General features: G+C 71.5%; 18 protein-coding genes. 13 read left to right on the top strand and 5 right to left on the bottom strand.

Going from position 1 to position 16,808, the window contains the following annotated elements; genetic code table 11:
* Positions 1 to 39 precede the first annotated feature (39 nt).
* On the top strand, positions 40 to 900 hold the full coding sequence (nadC, locus tag HOV91_RS07130) for a carboxylating nicotinate-nucleotide diphosphorylase (RefSeq protein ID WP_174184648.1): 861 nt from the start codon (positions 40 to 42) through the stop codon (positions 898 to 900).
* Here the strand turns inward: nadC and HOV91_RS07125 are convergent, their stop codons facing one another.
* The 3 genes from HOV91_RS07125 to HOV91_RS07115 are packed head-to-tail and all read right to left on the bottom strand — an operon-like array spanning position 901 to position 3,277.
* Positions 901 to 1,539: a GNAT family N-acetyltransferase gene (locus HOV91_RS07125; RefSeq protein WP_174184647.1), complete on the bottom strand. Its 639-nt coding sequence runs from the start codon at positions 1,537 to 1,539 to the stop codon at positions 901 to 903.
* A gap of 44 nt (positions 1,540 to 1,583) precedes the next feature.
* Complete coding sequence (locus tag HOV91_RS07120; protein ID WP_174184646.1) at positions 1,584 to 2,762, bottom strand: winged helix DNA-binding domain-containing protein; 1,179 nt, start codon at positions 2,760 to 2,762, stop codon at positions 1,584 to 1,586.
* A 29-nt stretch (positions 2,763 to 2,791) separates the two neighbouring features.
* Complete coding sequence (locus tag HOV91_RS07115) at positions 2,792 to 3,277, bottom strand: TerB family tellurite resistance protein (protein WP_174184645.1); 486 nt, start codon at positions 3,275 to 3,277, stop codon at positions 2,792 to 2,794.
* A 170-nt stretch (positions 3,278 to 3,447) separates the two neighbouring features.
* Here HOV91_RS07115 and HOV91_RS07110 point away from each other — a divergent pair, with 170 nt between their 5' ends.
* The 8 genes from HOV91_RS07110 to hisH all read left to right on the top strand — a co-directional run bounded on the left by HOV91_RS07110 (position 3,448) and on the right by hisH (position 12,888).
* The gene (locus HOV91_RS07110) at positions 3,448 to 4,449 is read left to right on the top strand and encodes an alpha/beta hydrolase family protein (RefSeq protein WP_174184644.1); all 1,002 of its coding nucleotides are present in this window, start codon (positions 3,448 to 3,450) and stop codon (positions 4,447 to 4,449) included.
* 70 nt (positions 4,450 to 4,519) lie between these two features.
* The gene (locus HOV91_RS07105; protein ID WP_174184643.1) at positions 4,520 to 5,386 is read left to right on the top strand and encodes an arylamine N-acetyltransferase family protein; all 867 of its coding nucleotides are present in this window, start codon (positions 4,520 to 4,522) and stop codon (positions 5,384 to 5,386) included.
* A 4-nt stretch (positions 5,387 to 5,390) separates the two neighbouring features.
* Positions 5,391 to 7,184 carry a penicillin-binding transpeptidase domain-containing protein gene (locus HOV91_RS07100; RefSeq protein ID WP_174184642.1) on the top strand — a complete coding sequence of 598 codons (1,794 nt, stop codon included), beginning with the start codon at positions 5,391 to 5,393 and terminating at the stop codon, positions 7,182 to 7,184.
* A gap of 157 nt (positions 7,185 to 7,341) precedes the next feature.
* Positions 7,342 to 8,892 (top strand): serine/threonine-protein kinase, encoded by a 1,551-nt coding sequence (locus HOV91_RS07095; protein ID WP_438822641.1) that lies wholly within the window; start codon positions 7,342 to 7,344, stop codon positions 8,890 to 8,892.
* Positions 8,893 to 9,129: 237 nt separating this feature from the next.
* Positions 9,130 to 10,467 (top strand): histidinol dehydrogenase, encoded by a 1,338-nt coding sequence (gene hisD / locus HOV91_RS07090; RefSeq protein WP_174184640.1) that lies wholly within the window; start codon positions 9,130 to 9,132, stop codon positions 10,465 to 10,467.
* Positions 10,464 to 11,597, top strand: a complete 1,134-nt coding sequence (locus HOV91_RS07085) for a histidinol-phosphate transaminase (protein ID WP_174184639.1) — start codon at positions 10,464 to 10,466, stop codon at positions 11,595 to 11,597. Before hisD ends, HOV91_RS07085 begins: the two co-directional genes overlap by 4 nt.
* A gap of 44 nt (positions 11,598 to 11,641) precedes the next feature.
* Complete coding sequence (hisB, locus tag HOV91_RS07080) at positions 11,642 to 12,256, top strand: imidazoleglycerol-phosphate dehydratase HisB (protein WP_174184638.1); 615 nt, start codon at positions 11,642 to 11,644, stop codon at positions 12,254 to 12,256.
* On the top strand, positions 12,253 to 12,888 hold the full coding sequence (gene hisH / locus HOV91_RS07075; RefSeq protein WP_174184637.1) for an imidazole glycerol phosphate synthase subunit HisH: 636 nt from the start codon (positions 12,253 to 12,255) through the stop codon (positions 12,886 to 12,888). The genes hisB and hisH overlap by 4 nt, the downstream gene beginning before the upstream one ends.
* A gap of 42 nt (positions 12,889 to 12,930) precedes the next feature.
* Here the strand turns inward: hisH and HOV91_RS07070 are convergent, their stop codons facing one another.
* Positions 12,931 to 13,392, bottom strand: coding sequence for an Rv1363c family protein (locus HOV91_RS07070; RefSeq protein WP_174184636.1), 462 nt, complete (start codon positions 13,390 to 13,392; stop codon positions 12,931 to 12,933).
* Positions 13,393 to 13,614: 222 nt separating this feature from the next.
* On the opposite strand from HOV91_RS07070, the gene HOV91_RS07065 reads away from it, so the two are divergent.
* Entirely contained in the window at positions 13,615 to 14,118 is a 504-nt protein-coding gene (locus HOV91_RS07065; protein WP_174184635.1) for a hypothetical protein, read from the top strand.
* Here HOV91_RS07065 and HOV91_RS07060 read toward each other — a convergent pair whose 3' ends face one another.
* On the bottom strand, positions 14,119 to 14,637 hold the full coding sequence (locus HOV91_RS07060; RefSeq protein WP_174184634.1) for a nuclear transport factor 2 family protein: 519 nt from the start codon (positions 14,635 to 14,637) through the stop codon (positions 14,119 to 14,121).
* Between the two features lie 99 nt (positions 14,638 to 14,736).
* Here HOV91_RS07060 and HOV91_RS07055 point away from each other — a divergent pair, with 99 nt between their 5' ends.
* The 3 genes from HOV91_RS07055 (at position 14,737) to HOV91_RS07045 (ending at position 16,806) form a co-directional block, all read left to right on the top strand.
* The gene (locus tag HOV91_RS07055) at positions 14,737 to 15,186 is read left to right on the top strand and encodes a MarR family winged helix-turn-helix transcriptional regulator (protein ID WP_174184633.1); all 450 of its coding nucleotides are present in this window, start codon (positions 14,737 to 14,739) and stop codon (positions 15,184 to 15,186) included.
* A 76-nt stretch (positions 15,187 to 15,262) separates the two neighbouring features.
* Positions 15,263 to 15,994 (top strand): bifunctional 1-(5-phosphoribosyl)-5-((5-phosphoribosylamino)methylideneamino)imidazole-4-carboxamide isomerase/phosphoribosylanthranilate isomerase PriA, encoded by a 732-nt coding sequence (gene priA / locus HOV91_RS07050; protein WP_174184632.1) that lies wholly within the window; start codon positions 15,263 to 15,265, stop codon positions 15,992 to 15,994.
* Positions 15,991 to 16,806 carry an inositol monophosphatase family protein gene (locus HOV91_RS07045; protein ID WP_174184631.1) on the top strand — a complete coding sequence of 272 codons (816 nt, stop codon included), beginning with the start codon at positions 15,991 to 15,993 and terminating at the stop codon, positions 16,804 to 16,806. The genes priA and HOV91_RS07045 overlap by 4 nt, the downstream gene beginning before the upstream one ends.
* Positions 16,807 to 16,808: the final 2 nt, after the last annotated feature.

The raw sequence follows: 16,808 nt of genomic DNA, 5'->3' as shown, positions 1-16,808 counted from the left end.
CCGTCCACCGGCCCCGCTCGGCGAGAGAGGAACACTTCGATGGCTTTGGATGCCGCCCTTGATCGCGACGAGGTGCTGCGGCTCATCCGCGCGGCGCTGGCGGAGGACCTGCGTTACGGGCCGGACGTCACCACGATGGCCACCGTGCCCGCCGACGCGGTGATCAAGGCGTCGGTGGTCGCGCGGGAGCCGGGGACCGTCGCCGGGCTCGACGCCGGATTGCTGGTGCTCGACGAGGTGATCGGCGCGAACGGCTACGAGCTCACCGATCGCGTGGCCGACGGCACCCGGGTGTCGCCGGGGCAGTCCGTGCTGGGCCTGATCGCCCCGACCCGGGACCTGCTGACCGCGGAGCGCACCATGCTCAACCTGGTGTGCCATCTGTCCGGCATCGCCACGGCGACCGCCGCCTGGGTGGACGCCGTGGCGGGCACCCACTGCCGCATCCGGGACAGTCGCAAGACACTGCCCGGACTGCGCGCGCTGCAGAAATACGCCGTGCGCGTCGGCGGCGGTGTCAACCACCGCATGGGTCTCGGTGACGCCGCGCTGATCAAGGACAACCACGTGGTCGCCGCGGGGTCGGTGGTCGAGGCGCTGCGCGCGGTCCGCGCCGCCGCTCCCGACATCGCCTGCGAGGTCGAGGTCGACAGCCTCGAACAGCTCGACGCCGTGCTGGCCGAGGACGTGGAACTCGTCCTGCTGGACAACTTCCCGCTCTGGCAGACGCAGGCGGCCGTGCAGCGCCGCGATGCCGCGTCCCCGCGGACGAAACTGGAGTCCTCCGGCGGCCTGCGCCTCGACGTCGCCGCCGACTACGCCCGCACCGGCGTCGACTACCTCGCGGTGGGCGCCCTCACCCACTCGGTCCGGGTGCTCGACCTCGGGCTGGACATGTAGTCAGCCTGCGCGCACCATCGTGCGCTGGTGCACCCGGCGGCCGCGGTAGCGCAGGCCGGGAACCAGGGGTTCGGCGCCGTGGGCGGTGAAGCCCATGCGCTCGAAGAACCGGACCGCGCGGACGTTCTCGACCAGTGTCTGCAAATGGCAGCCGGGTGATCCGGCTTCGGCCAGCCGCTCGAACCAGCGGACCATCAGCCGATCGGCGGCGCCGGTGCCCCTGGCCCGCGGCGCGACATTGATATGCAGGTGGCTCGGCCAGCGCTCGTCGCGGAAATCACCCGCCGTCGGGGCCCGGCGGATCCCCGCACCGGCGGCGTCGGCGATGCTGCGTGCGAAGAACCCGGCCGAGGCGCGGCGGAACACCAGGTGATAGCGGCGGATCGCCTGATCGATCCGCTCGCTCTCGCTGGGGAAGGCCGCGCTGTTCACGCAGCCCGTCAGGTACCCGACCAGCTCGCCCTCGGCCTCCGCGACGAACAGCGACTCCGGTTCCAGATCCATATACGGTTCCAGGTAGACAGCCGCCTCCGACGCCGCATGCCCCCACAGCGACTCGGTCGGCGAATCCGCCCCGGCCCGAACGAACAAGTCGCGCAGAGCGGGCCGATCCCCCTCCGCGAACCCGCGAATCTCCATGGCCCACAAGCTACCCGGTGCGGGCGGGTCGCACGCGCGCTCGATCAGGCGGTGAGTTCGCGTTCCAGGGGGGTGCGGAACCGGGGAATGGCGCGGACTTCGCCGAACCATTCGGTGGTTCGCTGCGCTTGCGCGGTGATCAGCGCTTCGGCGTCCGCGCCCACGTCTTCGAGGAGGCGGTAGACGATCTCGCCGTCTTTGCGCTGTGCCCAGCCGCCGACGATTCGTCCGTCCCACCAGACGGTGGGGCCGATGTTGCCGTTGCGATCGAACAACTTCGGGGCGTGCGGACCGAGGTACCACTCGCGGGCCTGCCAGCCCATCGGCGTCGGATCGAGAGCGGGGAGCAAAGCCGCCCAGGGCTCCGGGGCGGCGACCGGCTCCACGTCGTCGGCCAGCAGTACGCCGGTCACGCCGTTCAGGTCGACCTCGACCAGATCGAGCGCGCCGAGCGCCGCGCGCACTTCGCCGAGCGTCCACCCGGTCCACCACTTCACGTCGGACACCGGCGCGGGACCGAACGCGCGCAACCAGAGGCGGACCAGCTCGGCGCGCGCTTCGGCGGCGGGAAGGGCGGGAAGGCCGCCGGGCAACCACGATTCGACCGGCGACCAGGTGTACTGACTGCTGGCCCAGCTGCCGTTCGGCCGTCCGCGCACGATGCGGCCTTCGCATCCGAGCGTCACCAGCACCCAGGTGGTGATGTTCGTCGGCTTCGAGTACGCCTTGTCCGGCGCGGTGTTCACCTGGGTGCGCAACCGGGGGACGTCCTTGCTCAGCTGCGCGCCGGTCGCCGCGCCGCGGGCCAGCAGCGCTTTGTGGGTCTCCGCTTCCACCTCGGCCCACCAGCCCGGCGTGTCGCCGTCCCCGATGCCGGCCTGCGCCAGATATTTGCCATAGGTGCGCCGTTGCTTGTGGGCCAGCGCGTCCGCGCACGAGGCTTGCAGAACCGGGACCAGCTCGACCGGCACGACGAACATGGTGCGGCGCATGGCGAGCATCCGCAGCAGCGAACGGTCCTCGTAGAGCGCCTGTTCGACATCCGAGGGCCGCAGGTTCTCGGCGCGGGCCGCGACCGAGAGGAACACGGTCGCCGGATCGGTCGCGTGCAGGGCCACCATCGAGCGGGCGATGTCGGCGACCCGCCCGGACCGCTCCGGCGCGGCCAAACGGTGCCGCACCGCGAGCCGAGCGCGCCGCTCGGCGGCATCAATCGAACGCATAGGCGAATCGTAGCGGTCACCGCCGGGGCTCAGAGGCCGAAGCGCTCCGGCGCCAAGCGCAGCGTCCGGCAGGCGTCCCGAACGGCTTCGACCGCCGCGGGACCGCCCACGCCGGACGCGCTGCCGGTCAGGATGCCGATCCGGATCACCGCGTCCGCTTCCACCGGCTTGCCCCCGGCCTTGGCGATCTGCCGCAGCACGTGGGCGCAGCCGTGAACCGGGTGGTTCGCCAGCCGATTGCAGTTGTCCTCGAACAGGGCGCGCAAGTCGTCGACCGGGAAATTCCGCAGGACCGGGTCGGTGGTGACGAGTTCGGCGACGGTGGCGCGGTCGGCCGCCTGGGTCGCGCCGTCGCCCATGGCGACCAGCGCGCACAGGGCGACGGCCGCGTCGCGGAACGACCCGCCGCGCAGAGCGTTCCGCTCGGCCAGCAATTGGGCGCGCCATGTCGCGGCGTTCTCCGCCAGCGTGCTGATCAGGGTCGCGTCGGGAGTGAGGCGGGGTACGTAGGCCATGGCGGACTCCATGAGAAGACGTCCGAACGCGCGGACCCGTGCCGTCCGGACTCGAAATGAATACTCGGACCGTAACAGGGCCCGCACGCCGGGTCCTGCCCCCAAAAATCGGGATCGGTCCTCCGGTCTCCCGGCCGCGCGCCAGGCCGGGCACGTGACATCATCCGAGGATGCGACGGGCGTATCCGATACTCGTACTGTGCTGCGCGCTGGTCGGCGCGCTCGTGACGGGCGGGGTTGCCGCGCCGCGGGTTTCGGCCGATCCGGCGTGCGCCGGCGGTGTGGCGGTGCGCCCGGTCTCGCTGACCGTGGACGGTGAGGAGGCGACCGGGCGGGTGTACGAACCGTACCGATGCGCCGCGGGCGACACGCCCGCCGAAGCGCTCGTGGTCGCGGTGCACGGGCACGACGGGTCGTCGGCGGATTTCGCCGGCTACCTCGACTCGATCGCGCGGCGCACCGCCACCCCGATCCTGGCGATGGATCTGCGTTCCGCGCAGAGTGTGTGGCGCACCGGAGAGTGGAATCTGTGGGCGGGCTGGCGCGACATCGTCGCCGCGACCGCCTGGTACCGGGCCGCCAACCCGGCGATCGCCCGCACGGTGCTGTGGGGCTGGAGCCAGGGCGGCATCACCAGCGGTCTCGCGGTGGCGCACGGTCCGCGCGGGATGTTCGACTACTGGGTCGACAACTACGGCCCCGCCGACGATTTCACGATGTGGCTGGGCGCGGCGGCGGTGGATCCGGCGCTGCCCGCGCAGATCGAGCGCGACGCGGGTGGTTGCCCGCCCACCGCCTGTCCACTGGCCTACGTCGAACGCTCGCCCGCCCTGCTGGCCGCCCGGATGGACGTCCGACGCGCGTTTCTCGTCCACGGCACCGCCGACGACGTGGTGCCCTATGCCACCAGCGTCGAGATGCGCGCGGGCCTGCGCGCCGCGGGACGGCCCACCTCGATGTACACCGTCGTCACCGGGCGCGACCTGAACGGACGGGTGGTGCCGGGCGACCACAGCGTCGGCCCGGCCTTCTTCGAGGGCGGTTGCGTCGTCGAACGCCTGCTGCTCGGCGCGGAACCGGTCGACGGCCCGGACCGCGACTACCTGGTCGACGTCGCGCACGGCGTCGTCGCCGCACCGCCGGCCCCACCGGGCGCGAAGTGCGCGGCCTGAGCAGGGGGCGGGAACACGATCGTGGTCGCGCGCGGTTGACCGAGGAAACCGACGACGAAGCGAGGACGCGATGAGCAAGCCGGCCGACCCGGCCTACCACTGGAACGGTGCCGAACTCGACCTGGACGCCTATCTGGCCCGGATCGGTTTCGACGGCGAGCGCGCCCCCACCCTCCGGACGCTGCGCGAGCTGGTGCGCGCGCACACCACCGCAATCCCGTTCGAGAACCTGGAGATCATCCTGGGCCGGTCGATTCCCTTGGATCTGCCGAGCTTGCAGGACAAACTCGTCCGCCGCAAGCGCGGCGGTTACTGCTACGAGAACGTCGGGCTGTTCGCGGCCGCGCTGGAGCGGCTCGGATTCGGCGTCACCGGCCTCAGCGCGCGCGTGAGCATGGGCGCGGGCACGGCACTGCGTCCGGCCACCCACGCTCTGCTGCGCGTGACCACCGCCGACGACGATCGGGTCTGGCTGGCCGACGTCGGCTTCGGGGCCGGACCGCTCGCCCCGTTCGAACTGTCCGCCGAGACCGGTGAATTCGCCGCGGGCGAGTGGAAGTTCCGGCTGGAGAGCACGCGCGGTGAACTGGATTCCGAACTGTGGGTGCTGCACCAGTTCGGCCGCGACGGGTGGGTCGACCGGCACAGTTTCACCCTGAATCCGCAGTACCGCATCGACTACGCGGTCGGCAACCACTTCGTGTCGACCTCGCCGCGATCCCCGTTCACCACCCGGCCGTACGCGCAGCGCTTCCGCCCCGACGTGCACCACGTGCTGGACGGCGCCACGCTGATCACCGAGTACCCCGACGGCACGAGCGATACCCGGGAACTGGAACCCGCCGAGTTGCCCAAGGTCCTCGCCGAGGTGTTCGACATCGAGCTCGCCGACGCCGACGCCGCCGCACTGGCGGAGGCCGCGTGGTCGCGCGAGTGACCTGATGCTCCGCGCGGCGCCGTCGCGGCCGGATAGGGTCGTCGGCGTGCGTACCAACCGGAAGTCCCTCGTCCTGTTCGCCGCACCGATGCTCGTGCTCGCCGCCTGCTCGTCCGGACCCGACCAGCCCGACACCGTCGCCGGACAGTTCGCCGAGGCGCTCAACCGCGACGACATCGCCGCGGCGGCCGCGCTCACCGACAACCCGGCCGCGGCCGCGGAAACCCTCGGCACGCTCTACGAAGGGCTCGGCAAGGACGTGCTCTTCGAGGTCCGCTCGGCCGAGGAGAACGGTTTCGCGCTGGCGGCCACCTGGAAGCTGGGCGCGGACGGCAAGTCCGAGTGGACCTACACCACCGAAGGCGCCGCGCGCGACGACGGAACGGGGTGGCGGGTGAAGTGGGATCCCGCCACGGTCGCCCCCGGGCTGGCCGCGGGACCGCTGAGCTACAGCAGGGTCTATCCGAAACCGGCCCGCATCCTCGACTCCGCCGGTGGCGAACTGATGACCGAGCAGATCGTCACGCTGGTGAACGTCGGCGCCGACGCCGATATCGCCGCCGTCGCGGACCTGCTCGGTCCGCTCGCGCCCGGTCTCACCGTGCCGTCGCTGCAAGCGGAACTGGCCGCAGCGCAAGGGAAACCGATCACCGCCATCACCCTGCGCGAGACGGATCTCGCCCCGATCCGAGATCGCCTGAGCGCGCTGCCCGGCGTCACCCTGGCGCCGCAGACCCGGTTGCTGACCACCGACAAGGCCCTGGCGGCGCCGACCCTGTCCGGTCTGGCCGAGCTGTGGCAGGAATCCGCCGACGCGAACGCGGGGTGGGCGGTGCGCGCCCAGACGCCGGAGGGCACCCAGCGCGTCGCCGGGACGGACCCGAAACCCACCGCCGACATCGCGACCACGCTCGACCTCGGCTTGCAGCGTGCCGCGGAGGCCGCGCTCGCACCGGTCGCCCAGCCCGCCGCGATCGTCGCCCTGCGGCCCTCGACCGGCGAGGTCGTCACGATCGCGCAGAACGCCGCCGCCGACGCGCAGGGCCCGATCGCGCTGACCGGGCTCTACCCGCCGGGTTCGACGTTCAAGACGGTCACCGTCTCCGCCGCGTTGCAGGCGGGGACGGTGACGCCCGACACCGTGCTGCCCTGCCCCGGCACCGCGAACATCGAAGGCCGCCGCATCCCCAACGACCACAACTTCGATCTGGGCTCGGTCCCGCTGCACACTGCGTTCGCCCGTTCCTGCAACACCACCATGGGCGCCCTCGCCGTGCAATTGCCCGCCGACGCCTTGACGAAAGCGGCCGCACAACTCGGACTCGGGATCGACTACGTCACACCGGGCCTGACAACTGTCACCGGGAAGGTGCCGCCGGCCGACACCTCCGCGCTGCGGGTGGAGTCGGCGATCGGTCAAGGGCAGGTGACAGCGTCACCGTTCGGCATGGCCCTGGTCGCCGCCTCCATCGCCCGTGGCGCCGCGCCCGCGCCCACCCTCGTCGCGGGCAAGCCGGGCACCAAGGACCGCACTGCCGACGCGTTGCCGCCGCAGGTCGATGACCAGCTGAAAGCCATGATGCGCGAGACGATCACCGACGGCACCGCGACGCAATTGCGCGACCTGCCAGGGCTGCTCGGCAAGACCGGCACCGCGGAGTACATCGATGACACGCACGCCCACGGCTGGTTCGTCGGCATCGACGGTGACCTGGCATTTGCCGTGTTCATCAGCGACGCGAGCAGTTCGGCGCCCGCGGTGGAGGCCGCGGGCCGGATGCTGCGTGCCCGTGGATAGTCCGTTTCGGGCGATTCCGGCCCGCCGTGCGGCCCGGCTGGCGCGTGCGAGCCTCCGGGAGCCCGCTACACTCATCCCCGGGACCGCGTGAGTAATCAATATGCGGGATGTCACGATTTCGAGAAGGTTCGGAGTAGGCGCCATCGATACCGGTCAGTTGATCGCGGAGCATTACCGCCTGGTCGAGCGGATTGGTAGCGGCGGCACGGGCGTGGTCTGGCGTGCCGTCGACGAACGCCTCCAGCGCTCCGTGGCCGTCAAGCAGATCCACATCCAGCCGAGCCTGCCGGAGGCCGAGCGCGTCGTGGTGCGCCAGCGCGCGATCCGAGAGGCGCGCAACGCGGCCCGATTCCAGCATCCGAACGCGATCGTCGTGTTCGACATCACCGAGCACGAGGGCGATCCCTGCCTGGTGATGGAGTACCTGAAGTCCAAGAGCCTCGCCGCGGTGATCGGCGCCCAGGGCACCTTGCCGCTGACCCAGGTCGCCCGGATCGGCGAGCAGGTCGCCTCGGCGCTGATCGCCGCGCACCAGGCGGGCATCGTGCACCGTGACGTGAAACCGGGCAACATCCTGCTCGACGATCACGGAACGGTGAAGATCACCGACTTCGGCATCTCCCGCGCGACCGGCGACGTCACGCTCACCGAGACCGGGCTGATCTGCGGCACCGCCGCCTACCTGGCACCCGAGGTCGCCCGCGGCTCCGATCCCACTCCGGCGTCCGACGTGTTCGCGCTGGGCGCCACGCTGTTCCACGCGCTGGAGGGCGAACCGCCCTACGGCGCGGGCTCCAATCCGCTCGCGGTGCTCTACGCCGCCGCCAACGGCCAGCTGAGCGAACCGCGCAACGCGGGCCCCGCGACCGATTTCCTGCTCGACCTGCTCAGCCCGGAGCCGTCCGAGCGCCCGAGCATGCGGGCGGCGCGCGATCATCTCGCCGCGTTCGCCGATGCCGGTCCCGCGCCGGTGGCCGTGGGGTTCGTGCCCGCCAGCGAAGCGTTCGCGCGGCCGCGAGCGGGCGAATCGGAATCGGCGACCCGCGCGCTGCGGCCCTCGGCGATGGCCTCGGCGCCTTACACGCCCACCGAGCGTCAGCCGCGTCCCCGCCCCGCGCCCGCGCGGCCGGTCCACCAGGACACCGCGGCGCATCCCCGCACCATGTCGCAGCCGCGCCCGGCGCAGAGGCAAGCAGCGGCAGGCAAGCGCCGCGCGGTGCTGATCGGCGCGGTGGTCGGGGCGATCGCGGCCGTGTCGGCGCTGTTGATCAGCGCGTTCAGCCAGTCCGGCTCGGATTCGCCGAGTCCGCAGGCCAGCCCGCCGTCGGTGAGTGCGACCACGAAGGCCGGGACCACCTCGACCGCCGCGGCCCAACTCGGCCAGACCCCCAGCTCGGGAGAGCGGGTCGACATCGGGGCGGCGGGTCAGCTGGTGGAGCAGTTCTACACCAACCCGTCGGGATCGTGGTCGCTGCTGACACCGGCCGCGCAGCAGGCATACGGCGGCGAACAGGGTTTCCGTCAGTACTGGGGCGCCAGGACCATCGACGACTTCAACACGATCGAGGCGGCGAAGCGGACCAACAACGACGACGGCTCGGTCGACATGCGACTGGCCAGCATCACCGTCGAGGGCCAGACCAAGAGCATGACGCTGCGCGTGATCAGCTCCGGTGGGCGTCTGCTCATCGACAGCGACACCAAGTAACCCCGTCGGAAGGGCACATCCGCCGGGTAGCCGCTGCTTCCGCTCAGGTCCTCGGGCGAGACCGGCGCCACACCGCAGGTGCGCTGAGCAGCGCCTCGGCGGCCTGACCTGGGCGAGCGCGGCGCGGCAGCGGCCCGGCCGCCCGGACCACGCGGATAACGGCTGGTGTTCGCCCATTAGGCTGGGAGCTGCAACTTTCCCGTTGCGGAATCCGCTGGAGACAAGGACCGACACCACATGACAACCCGCATCGAGCTCGCCCGCGTCGATCTGCGCGGTCGTACTCCCTCCGTCGCCGAGCTGCGCGCCGCGCTGCCGCGTGGGGGAGTCGACGTGGACTCGGTGCTGCATCAGGTGCGGCCGGTGGTGGAGGCGATCCGCGATCATGGGGTGTCGGCGGCCCTGGAATTCAGCGAGCGCTTCGACGGCGTGATCCCGCCGACGGTGCGGGTGCCCGCGGCCGAGCTGGAAGCCGCACTGGAGCGCCTCGACCCCGCGGTGCGCGCGGCGCTGGAGGAATCCATCGCCAGGGCGCGCACGGTGCACGCCGATCAGCGGCGCACCGACAAGACCACCGAGGTGGTGCCGGGCGGCACGGTCACCGAGCGCTGGGTGCCCGTCGAGCGGGTCGGCCTGTACGTGCCGGGCGGAAACGCCGTCTACCCGTCCAGCGTCGTGATGAACGTGGTGCCCGCGCAGACCGCGGGTGTCGGCTCGCTGGTGGTGGCCTCGCCGCCGCAGGCGCGGTTCGGTGGGCTGCCGCACCCGACCATCCTGGCCGCCGCCCGGCTGCTCGAAGTCGACGAGGTGTGGGCGGTCGGCGGTGCGCAGGGCATCGCGCTGCTGTCCTACGGCGGCGTCGACACCGACGGCGCGCAGCTGGAGCCGGTCGACCTGATCACCGGGCCGGGCAACATCTACGTCACCGCGGCGAAGCGGCTGTGCCGCGGCCTGGTCGGCATCGACGCCGAGGCCGGGCCCACCGAGATCGCCATCCTCGCCGACGCGACCGCCGACCCGGTGCACGTCGCCGCCGACCTGATCAGCCAGGCCGAGCACGACGTGCTGGCCGCCAGCGTGCTGGTCACCGACAGCGAGCAACTGGCCGACGCGGTGGACGCCGCGCTGACCACGCAACTGACCGTGGTCAAGCACGCCCACCGGGTCACCGAGGCGCTGCGCGGCAAGCAGTCCGGCACCGTGCTGGTCGACGGCATCGAGCAGGGCTTGCGCGTGGTGAACGCCTACGCCGCCGAGCACCTGGAGATCCAGACCGCCGACGCGCCCGCGGTCGCGGCCCGGGTGCGCAGCGCCGGAGCGGTGTTCGTCGGGGCGTACGCGCCGGTCAGCCTGGGCGACTATTGCGCGGGCTCCAACCACGTGCTGCCCACGGCGGGCTGCGCGCGGCACTCGTCGGGCCTGAGCGTGCAGACCTTCCTGCGCGGGATTCACGTCGTGGAGTACACCGAAGCGGCGCTGAAGGATGTCGCGGGTCATGTGGTCGCGCTGGCGAACGCGGAAGACCTGCCCGCGCACGGCCAGGCCGTGCAGGCGCGTTTCGAGGCGCTGTCGTGACGCGCGCGGTGAGCGCCCCCGGCGCGGACCTGACCTTGGACGAATTGCCGCTGCGGGAGAGTCTGCGGGGCAAGAAGCCCTACGGCGCACCGCAATTGACGGTCCCCGTGCAGTTGAACACCAACGAGAACCCGCACCCGCCGAGCCGGGCCCTGATCGATGACGTGGCCGAGTCGATCCGCGCGGCCGCCGCGGACCTGCACCGCTACCCCGACCGCGACGCCGTCGCGCTGCGCACCGACCTGGCGCGGTATCTCACGGCGCAGACCGGCATCGCGCTGGACACCGGCAACGTCTGGGCGGCCAACGGCTCCAACGAGATCTTGCAGCAGCTGTTGCAGGCATTCGGCGGACCGGGCCGCAGCGCACTGGGTTTCGTGCCCTCCTATTCGATGCACCCGATCATCTCCGAGGGCATCGACACCGAGTGGATCGAGGCCGAGCGTGACGCGGACTTCTCTCTCGACATCGATCACGCGCTGGCCGCCATCGCCGAGCGCAGGCCCGACGTGGTGTTCGTGACCAGTCCGAACAACCCCACCGGGCACAGCGTCCCGCAGCACGACCTCGCGCGCATCCTCGCGGCGGCGCCCGGCATCGTGGTCGTCGACGAGGCATACGGCGAGTTCTCGGCGCAGCCCAGCGCCATCGGGCTGATCGGGGAGTTCCCGGCCAAACTCGTGGTGACCAGGACGATGAGCAAGGCGTTCGCGTTCGCGGGCGGGCGGCTGGGCTACCTGGCCGCCGCGCCCGCGGTGATCGACGCGATGTTGCTGGTGCGGCTGCCCTACCACCTGTCGGTGGTCACCCAGGCCGCCGCGCGCGCGGCCCTGCGGCACGCCGACGAGACCCTCGGCAGCGTCGCCGAACTCGCCGCGCAGCGCGATCGGGTGGCGGCGGCGCTGCGCGAGCAGGGTTACGACGTGATCCCCAGCGACGCCAACTTCCTGCTGTTCGGCCGCTTCGCCGACGCCGCGCGCACCTGGCAGCGCTATCTCGACCACGGCGTGCTGATCCGCGACGTCGGCATCCCCGGCTACCTGCGCACCACCATCGGCCTCGCCGCCGAGAACGACGAATTGCTGCGGGTCAGCGCCCTGCTGGCGGGCACCGAGCGCGCACCGCGATGAACCAGCGCCGGGACGCCCCCGGCCGACTCCGATTGGACGTGAGCATGAGCAGGACCGCCCGGGTGGAGCGGGTCACCAAGGAATCCAGCATCGTCGTCGAGCTGGATCTGGACGGCACCGGCAAGACCGAGATCGCCACCGGCGTGCCGTTCTACGACCACATGCTGACCGCGCTCGGCGCGCACGCGAGCTTCGACCTCACCGTGCGCGCGGAGGGCGACATCGAGATCGAGGCGCATCACACCGTCGAGGACACCGCGATCGTGTTCGGTCAGGCGCTCGGCAAGGCGCTGGGCGACAAGGCGGGCATCCGCCGGTTCGGCGACGCCTACATCCCGATGGACGAGACGCTGGCGCACGCCGCGGTCGACGTGTCCGGCCGCCCCTACTGCGTGCACACCGGCGAGCCGGATCATCTGGTGCACACGGTGATCCCCGGCTCCGGTCCCGGCGCGCCGTATTCCACCGTGCTCAACCGCCACGTGTTCGAGTCGATCGCGCTGAACGCGCGCATCGCCCTGCACGTCCGGGTGCTCTACGGCCGCGATCAGCACCACGTCACCGAGGCCGAATTCAAAGCGGTGGCGCGCGCCCTGCGCGCCGCGGTGGAACCCGACCCGCGCGTGAGCGGGGTCCCGTCGACGAAGGGAACGCTGTGAGCGCGAAATCCGTGGCGCTGCTGGACTACGGCTCCGGCAACCTGCACTCGGCGGAACGGGCGCTGGCCAGGGCGGGCGCTCGCGTCGAGGTGACCGCCGACCCGGAGATCGTGCTGGCCGCCGACGGTCTGGTGGTGCCCGGCGTCGGGGCGTTCGCCGCGTGCATGGCGGGACTGCGCGGAGTGCGGGGCGAGCGCCTCATCGGTCAGCGGTTGGCCGGCGGGCGTCCGGTGCTCGGCATCTGCGTCGGCATGCAGATCCTCTTCGAGCGGGGTGTGGAGTTCGGTGTGCGGACCGACGGGTGCGCCGAATGGCCCGGCACGGTCGAACGGCTGTCCGCACCGGTGCTGCCGCACATGGGCTGGAACACCGTCTCCGCCCCGTCCGACAGCGTCCTGTTCGCGGGCCTGGACACCGACACCCGTTTCTACTTCGTGCATTCCTACGCCGCGCAGACCTGGGACCTGCCGCCGAACGAGCACTTCGCCGCGCCCAAACTGACCTGGGCCGAGCACGGGGTGCCGTTCCTGGCCGCGGTGGAGAACGGCGCGCTGTCGGCGACCCAGTTCCACCCGGAGAAGTCCGGCGACGCGGGCGCGCACCTGCTGCGCAACTGGGTGAACTCGCTGTAGGACGAATCCCGCGCGCCAGGGCGCGCGGGATCGCCCGCCGGGTCAGCGCGAGCGGACCTTGCTGACCAGCCAGCGTCCGTCGACGTTGTCCACCGTCACGGTCATCGCCATGCGGCTGGTCTGCGGGAGACCGTCGGTCTCGTCGCTGGTCACCGTGCGGACCACGTCGACGTCCACCTCGGCCCGGTTGTCGTCACCGGAGACGACGCGGCAGTCGGCGGAGTTGGCTTCGGCGCGGATGTGCGCGGCCTCCGCGCTCGCCTGGATATTGCCGCGGAAGTTCTCGAACTCGGCCCGGAATTCCCCGGTGCTGAGGTCGAGCATCCGGCGGGCGTGGTCGCCGAACCGCGCGTAGTCGTATGTCGCCGCGGCGGAGCCGAATTCGCATCCCGCCAGGCGCGCCTCCTCGGGCGGTGCGGCGGTGGCGGCGGGTGCGGCGATGACGGCCGCGGAGCAGGCGGCTGCCGAAAGCATCAGGGCAGCAGCTGTTTTGGAGCGTGACATGCACTTCCTCGGTGCGAGGTGGAAACGGCGACCGGGGGTGATCGCCGCGCGGAGACGATACCGCCCGAACGCCGGTCCCGCGGTGGTCTCACAGGTCCGCCGGTGTGAGCCCCTCGGTAGTCCGGTTACACCAGTTCCGGGTAGACCCTGATTCGGCTATGGGGGCTCGCTCCGGATCCGCGAGCGGCGAATCGGGCCTACGGTCGACGCGAGGAGGCTGGTATGAGAAGCGTCACTGTTCCGCTGACCGTGATCACCGGTTACGCGGTGGTCGCGTGCTTCGCGTTCGGTACGACCGCCGCGGAGACACTGCTGCTGTATCCCAACATCTTTCGCGACATCCCCGAATCGCTGGAGCTCACCGAGCAATTCATGACCGTCGTCGCCGTCGGTGACATCATGCGCCCGCTCGGCGCGGTGCTGACGCTGTGCGCGTTGAGCGCGGGCGCGGTATCGCTGGCCTACCGGGTCGGCCGTCGATGGCTGGGCTTGTCCCTGGCCGCTCTGCTCAGCGGGCAGTTCCTGCTGTCGATCCTCTACTTGTGGCCGCGCGCGTCGATTCTGTTCGACGACCGGCACGCGCACACGCTCGCCGAGATCGAACGCGCGGCCACCGAGTTCCAGTTCGGGCACGGCCTGCGGATCGCGGCCGCCGCGGTGACGGCACTGTGCGCGGTGCTCGCCGCCCTGGCCTGCTACCGCGCACGTGTGCTCGCCACCCGCTGATCACGGCCGGGTGCCGGTGGACCAGATCGGGGTGGTCCGCACCCGGGACAGGCGCCAGCCTTCGCCGGTACGCACCGCGTCGAAGCGGTAGACCTCGCCCAAGGTGTACTGCGGCTGCGGAATCGTCCCGTCGGAAGAGGCGGGCGCGAAAGTGGCGATCAGGTTGGCCCGGACATCGGCCGCGTCGCCGCGCAGATCGATCAGCACATTGCCGATGACGTGCTGGATGCGCTTGTCGCCGCTGTGGTTGCGGCTCGCCTGGGCGATCAGCGCCTCGCGGCCTTCCGCCGTGCCGCCCGGTGTCTTCGCGGTCGCGTCGGGGGTGTAGATCGCCCGCAGGTCCTCGAAGCGGCCCTCGTCCAAGGCGCGGCCGAGCCGATCGACCAGATCGGTGATCCGCTGACGGTCGAGCAGCTCGCGCACCTCCGGCGGCTGGGTGCCGGAGGTGGAGGCACAGGCGGCGGTCAAGGCGGCCAAGGGGAGGACCAGCAAGGGCAGGACGGAGCGAATCCGGAGCATCGGAGTTGCCTTTCGAACGAAACATTGGTCAATCCAACGTTGGTTGTGCCAACGTAACAGATCGTGGGTGTTGCCAACAAGTCTTGTTACAGTGACCGCATGGACATCGCGCACGAAGACGCCGCGGGACGGCTCCGGGTGCTGCCCAGCAGGCTGGTCAATCAGGTCGCGCTGGTGGCCAATCGGGCGACCGAGCGAGCGCTGGAACCCACCGGCTCCCGGCGGTACCACTACGCGCTGCTGGCCACGCTCGGGGAATTCGGACCGGCCAGCCAGGCCGAGTTGGGCAGGCGCACCCGCATCGACCGCAGCGACGTGGTCGCGGTGGTGAACGATCTCGCCGCGCGCGGCTTGGTCGAACGCAGTCCCGATGCCGCCGACCGGCGCCGCAACATCGTCACCCTCACCGCCGCGGGCGTCCGGCACCTGGACGAGCTGCACGAGCGTCTCGCGGTCGCCCAGGACGAGTTGCTCGCGGGCTTCTCCGCGGCGGATCGGCACACCCTGGTCACCCTGCTGACCCGCATCCTGGACGCCCACCACGGCTGACCCGCACCGGTGATCGAGGTCCCATCCGCCCAGGCCCTGCGCCCGGACGCGGGCGGGTAACCACTAGGCTGCTCTCGTGAGTCTTGTGCTGCTACCCGCCGTCGATGTCGCCAACGGAGAGGCCGTGCGCCTCGTGCAAGGAGAGGCCGGAAGCGAAACCAGCTACGGCTCGCCTCGCGAGGCGGCGCTGGCCTGGCAGGAAGCCGGCGCGGAGTGGGTACATCTGGTCGACCTGGACGCGGCGTTCGGGCGCGGCTCGAACCGGGAGCTGCTCGCGGGCGTCGTCGGCGAACTCGACGTCAAGGTGGAACTGTCCGGCGGCATCCGCGACGACGAGAGCCTGGAAGCGGCGCTGGCCACCGGCTGCGCCCGGGTCAACCTCGGCACCGCCGCGCTGGAGGACCCGGTGTGGTGCGCGAAGGCCATCGCCCGGCACGGCGAGCGCATCGCCGTCGGCCTGGACGTGCGCATCATCGACGGCGAATACCGGCTGCGCGGCCGCGGCTGGGTCAGCGACGGCGGTGACCTGTGGGAGGTGCTCGAACGCCTGGAACGGGACGGCTGCTCGCGGTACGTGGTGACCGACGTGACCAAGGACGGCACGCTCACCGGCCCGAACCTGGACCTGCTGCGTGAGGTCTGCGCGGCCACCGACGCCCCGGTCATCGCCTCCGGCGGCGTCTCCACCATCGCGGACCTGGTCGCGATCGCCGAACTGGTGCCCGAAGGCGTCGAGGGATCGATCGTCGGCAAGGCGCTGTACGCGGGCCGGTTCACCCTGCCCGAGGCGCTGGCCGCGGTGAGATGACCGAGGAGCTGTCGCGCCTGCTCGCCGAGGCGAGCGAGGTCCTGGACTCGGTGCGCCCGCGGTTCGTCGAGGGCATCGGCGCGCCCAGCGCGGTCGCGAAGGGCCGCAACGATTTCGCCACCGAACTCGACCTGGAGCTGGAGCGCACCGTCTCCGCCGAATTGCTGCGGCGCACCGGCATCGAGGTGCACGGTGAGGAGTTCGGCGGTCCGCAGCTCACTTCCGGCACCGCGTGGGTGCTCGACCCGATCGACGGCACCTTCAACTACTCCTCGGGGCACCCGCTCTCGGGCATGCTGCTCGCGCTGGTCCGCGACGGGGAGCCGGTGCTCGGCCTGACCTGGCTGCCGCTGCTCGGGCGCCGCTACGCGGCCATGGCGGGAGGCCCGGTGCTGCTGGACGGGCGGCCGCTGCCCCCGCTGCCGCGCGGCAAGCTGGCCGAGGCCATGATCGGTTTCGGCGCGTTCAACGTCGACGCGCACGGCCGCATCCCCGGCCAGTTCCGCTTCGACCTGCTCGGCCCGCTGAGCAGGCTGTCCTCCCGGGTGCGCATGCACGGCTCGACCGGCATCGACCTGGCGTTCACCGCCTCCGGCGTGCTCGGCGGCGCGATCGTGTTCGGGCACCATCCCTGGGACAACGCGGCGGGCGTGGCCCTGGTGCGCGCGGCGGGCGGGGTGGTGACCGACCTGGCCGGCCGGCCGTGGACCATCACCTCCGGCTCCGTGCTCGCCGCCGCGCCCGGTGTGCACGAAGAACTGCTCGACATGATCTGCACGGTCGCCGACCCGGCGGCCGCGGAGGAAGGGTGAGG

Origin of the sequence: Nocardia barduliensis, assembly GCF_013315795.1 — a bacterium.
GTDB lineage: Bacteria > Actinomycetota > Actinomycetes > Mycobacteriales > Mycobacteriaceae > Nocardia > Nocardia barduliensis.
The sequence above is the reverse complement of the archived record's forward strand: the minus strand, read 5'-3'. Positions and strand labels throughout refer to the sequence as shown.

What these genes read in the sequence shown, in the direction of transcription:
- HOV91_RS07065 (WP_174184635.1), top strand. Translation starts at nt 13,615, where the DNA reads ATGAGAAGCGTCACTGTTCCGCTGACCGTGATCACCGGTTACGCGGTG.
- nadC (WP_174184648.1), top strand. Translation starts at nt 40, where the DNA reads ATGGCTTTGGATGCCGCCCTTGATCGCGACGAGGTGCTGCGGCTCATC.
- HOV91_RS07120 (WP_174184646.1), bottom strand. Translation starts at nt 2,762, where the DNA reads ATGCGTTCGATTGATGCCGCCGAGCGGCGCGCTCGGCTCGCGGTGCGG.
- HOV91_RS07100 (WP_174184642.1), top strand. Translation starts at nt 5,391, where the DNA reads ATGCTCCGCGCGGCGCCGTCGCGGCCGGATAGGGTCGTCGGCGTGCGT.
- hisD (WP_174184640.1), top strand. Translation starts at nt 9,130, where the DNA reads ATGACAACCCGCATCGAGCTCGCCCGCGTCGATCTGCGCGGTCGTACT.
- HOV91_RS07055 (WP_174184633.1), top strand. Translation starts at nt 14,737, where the DNA reads ATGGACATCGCGCACGAAGACGCCGCGGGACGGCTCCGGGTGCTGCCC.
- HOV91_RS07105 (WP_174184643.1), top strand. Translation starts at nt 4,520, where the DNA reads ATGAGCAAGCCGGCCGACCCGGCCTACCACTGGAACGGTGCCGAACTC.
- HOV91_RS07110 (WP_174184644.1), top strand. Translation starts at nt 3,448, where the DNA reads ATGCGACGGGCGTATCCGATACTCGTACTGTGCTGCGCGCTGGTCGGC.
- HOV91_RS07060 (WP_174184634.1), bottom strand. Translation starts at nt 14,637, where the DNA reads ATGCTCCGGATTCGCTCCGTCCTGCCCTTGCTGGTCCTCCCCTTGGCC.
- HOV91_RS07115 (WP_174184645.1), bottom strand. Translation starts at nt 3,277, where the DNA reads ATGGCCTACGTACCCCGCCTCACTCCCGACGCGACCCTGATCAGCACG.
- HOV91_RS07125 (WP_174184647.1), bottom strand. Translation starts at nt 1,539, where the DNA reads ATGGAGATTCGCGGGTTCGCGGAGGGGGATCGGCCCGCTCTGCGCGAC.
- HOV91_RS07070 (WP_174184636.1), bottom strand. Translation starts at nt 13,392, where the DNA reads ATGTCACGCTCCAAAACAGCTGCTGCCCTGATGCTTTCGGCAGCCGCC.
- HOV91_RS07045 (WP_174184631.1), top strand. Translation starts at nt 15,991, where the DNA reads ATGACCGAGGAGCTGTCGCGCCTGCTCGCCGAGGCGAGCGAGGTCCTG.
- hisB (WP_174184638.1), top strand. Translation starts at nt 11,642, where the DNA reads ATGAGCAGGACCGCCCGGGTGGAGCGGGTCACCAAGGAATCCAGCATC.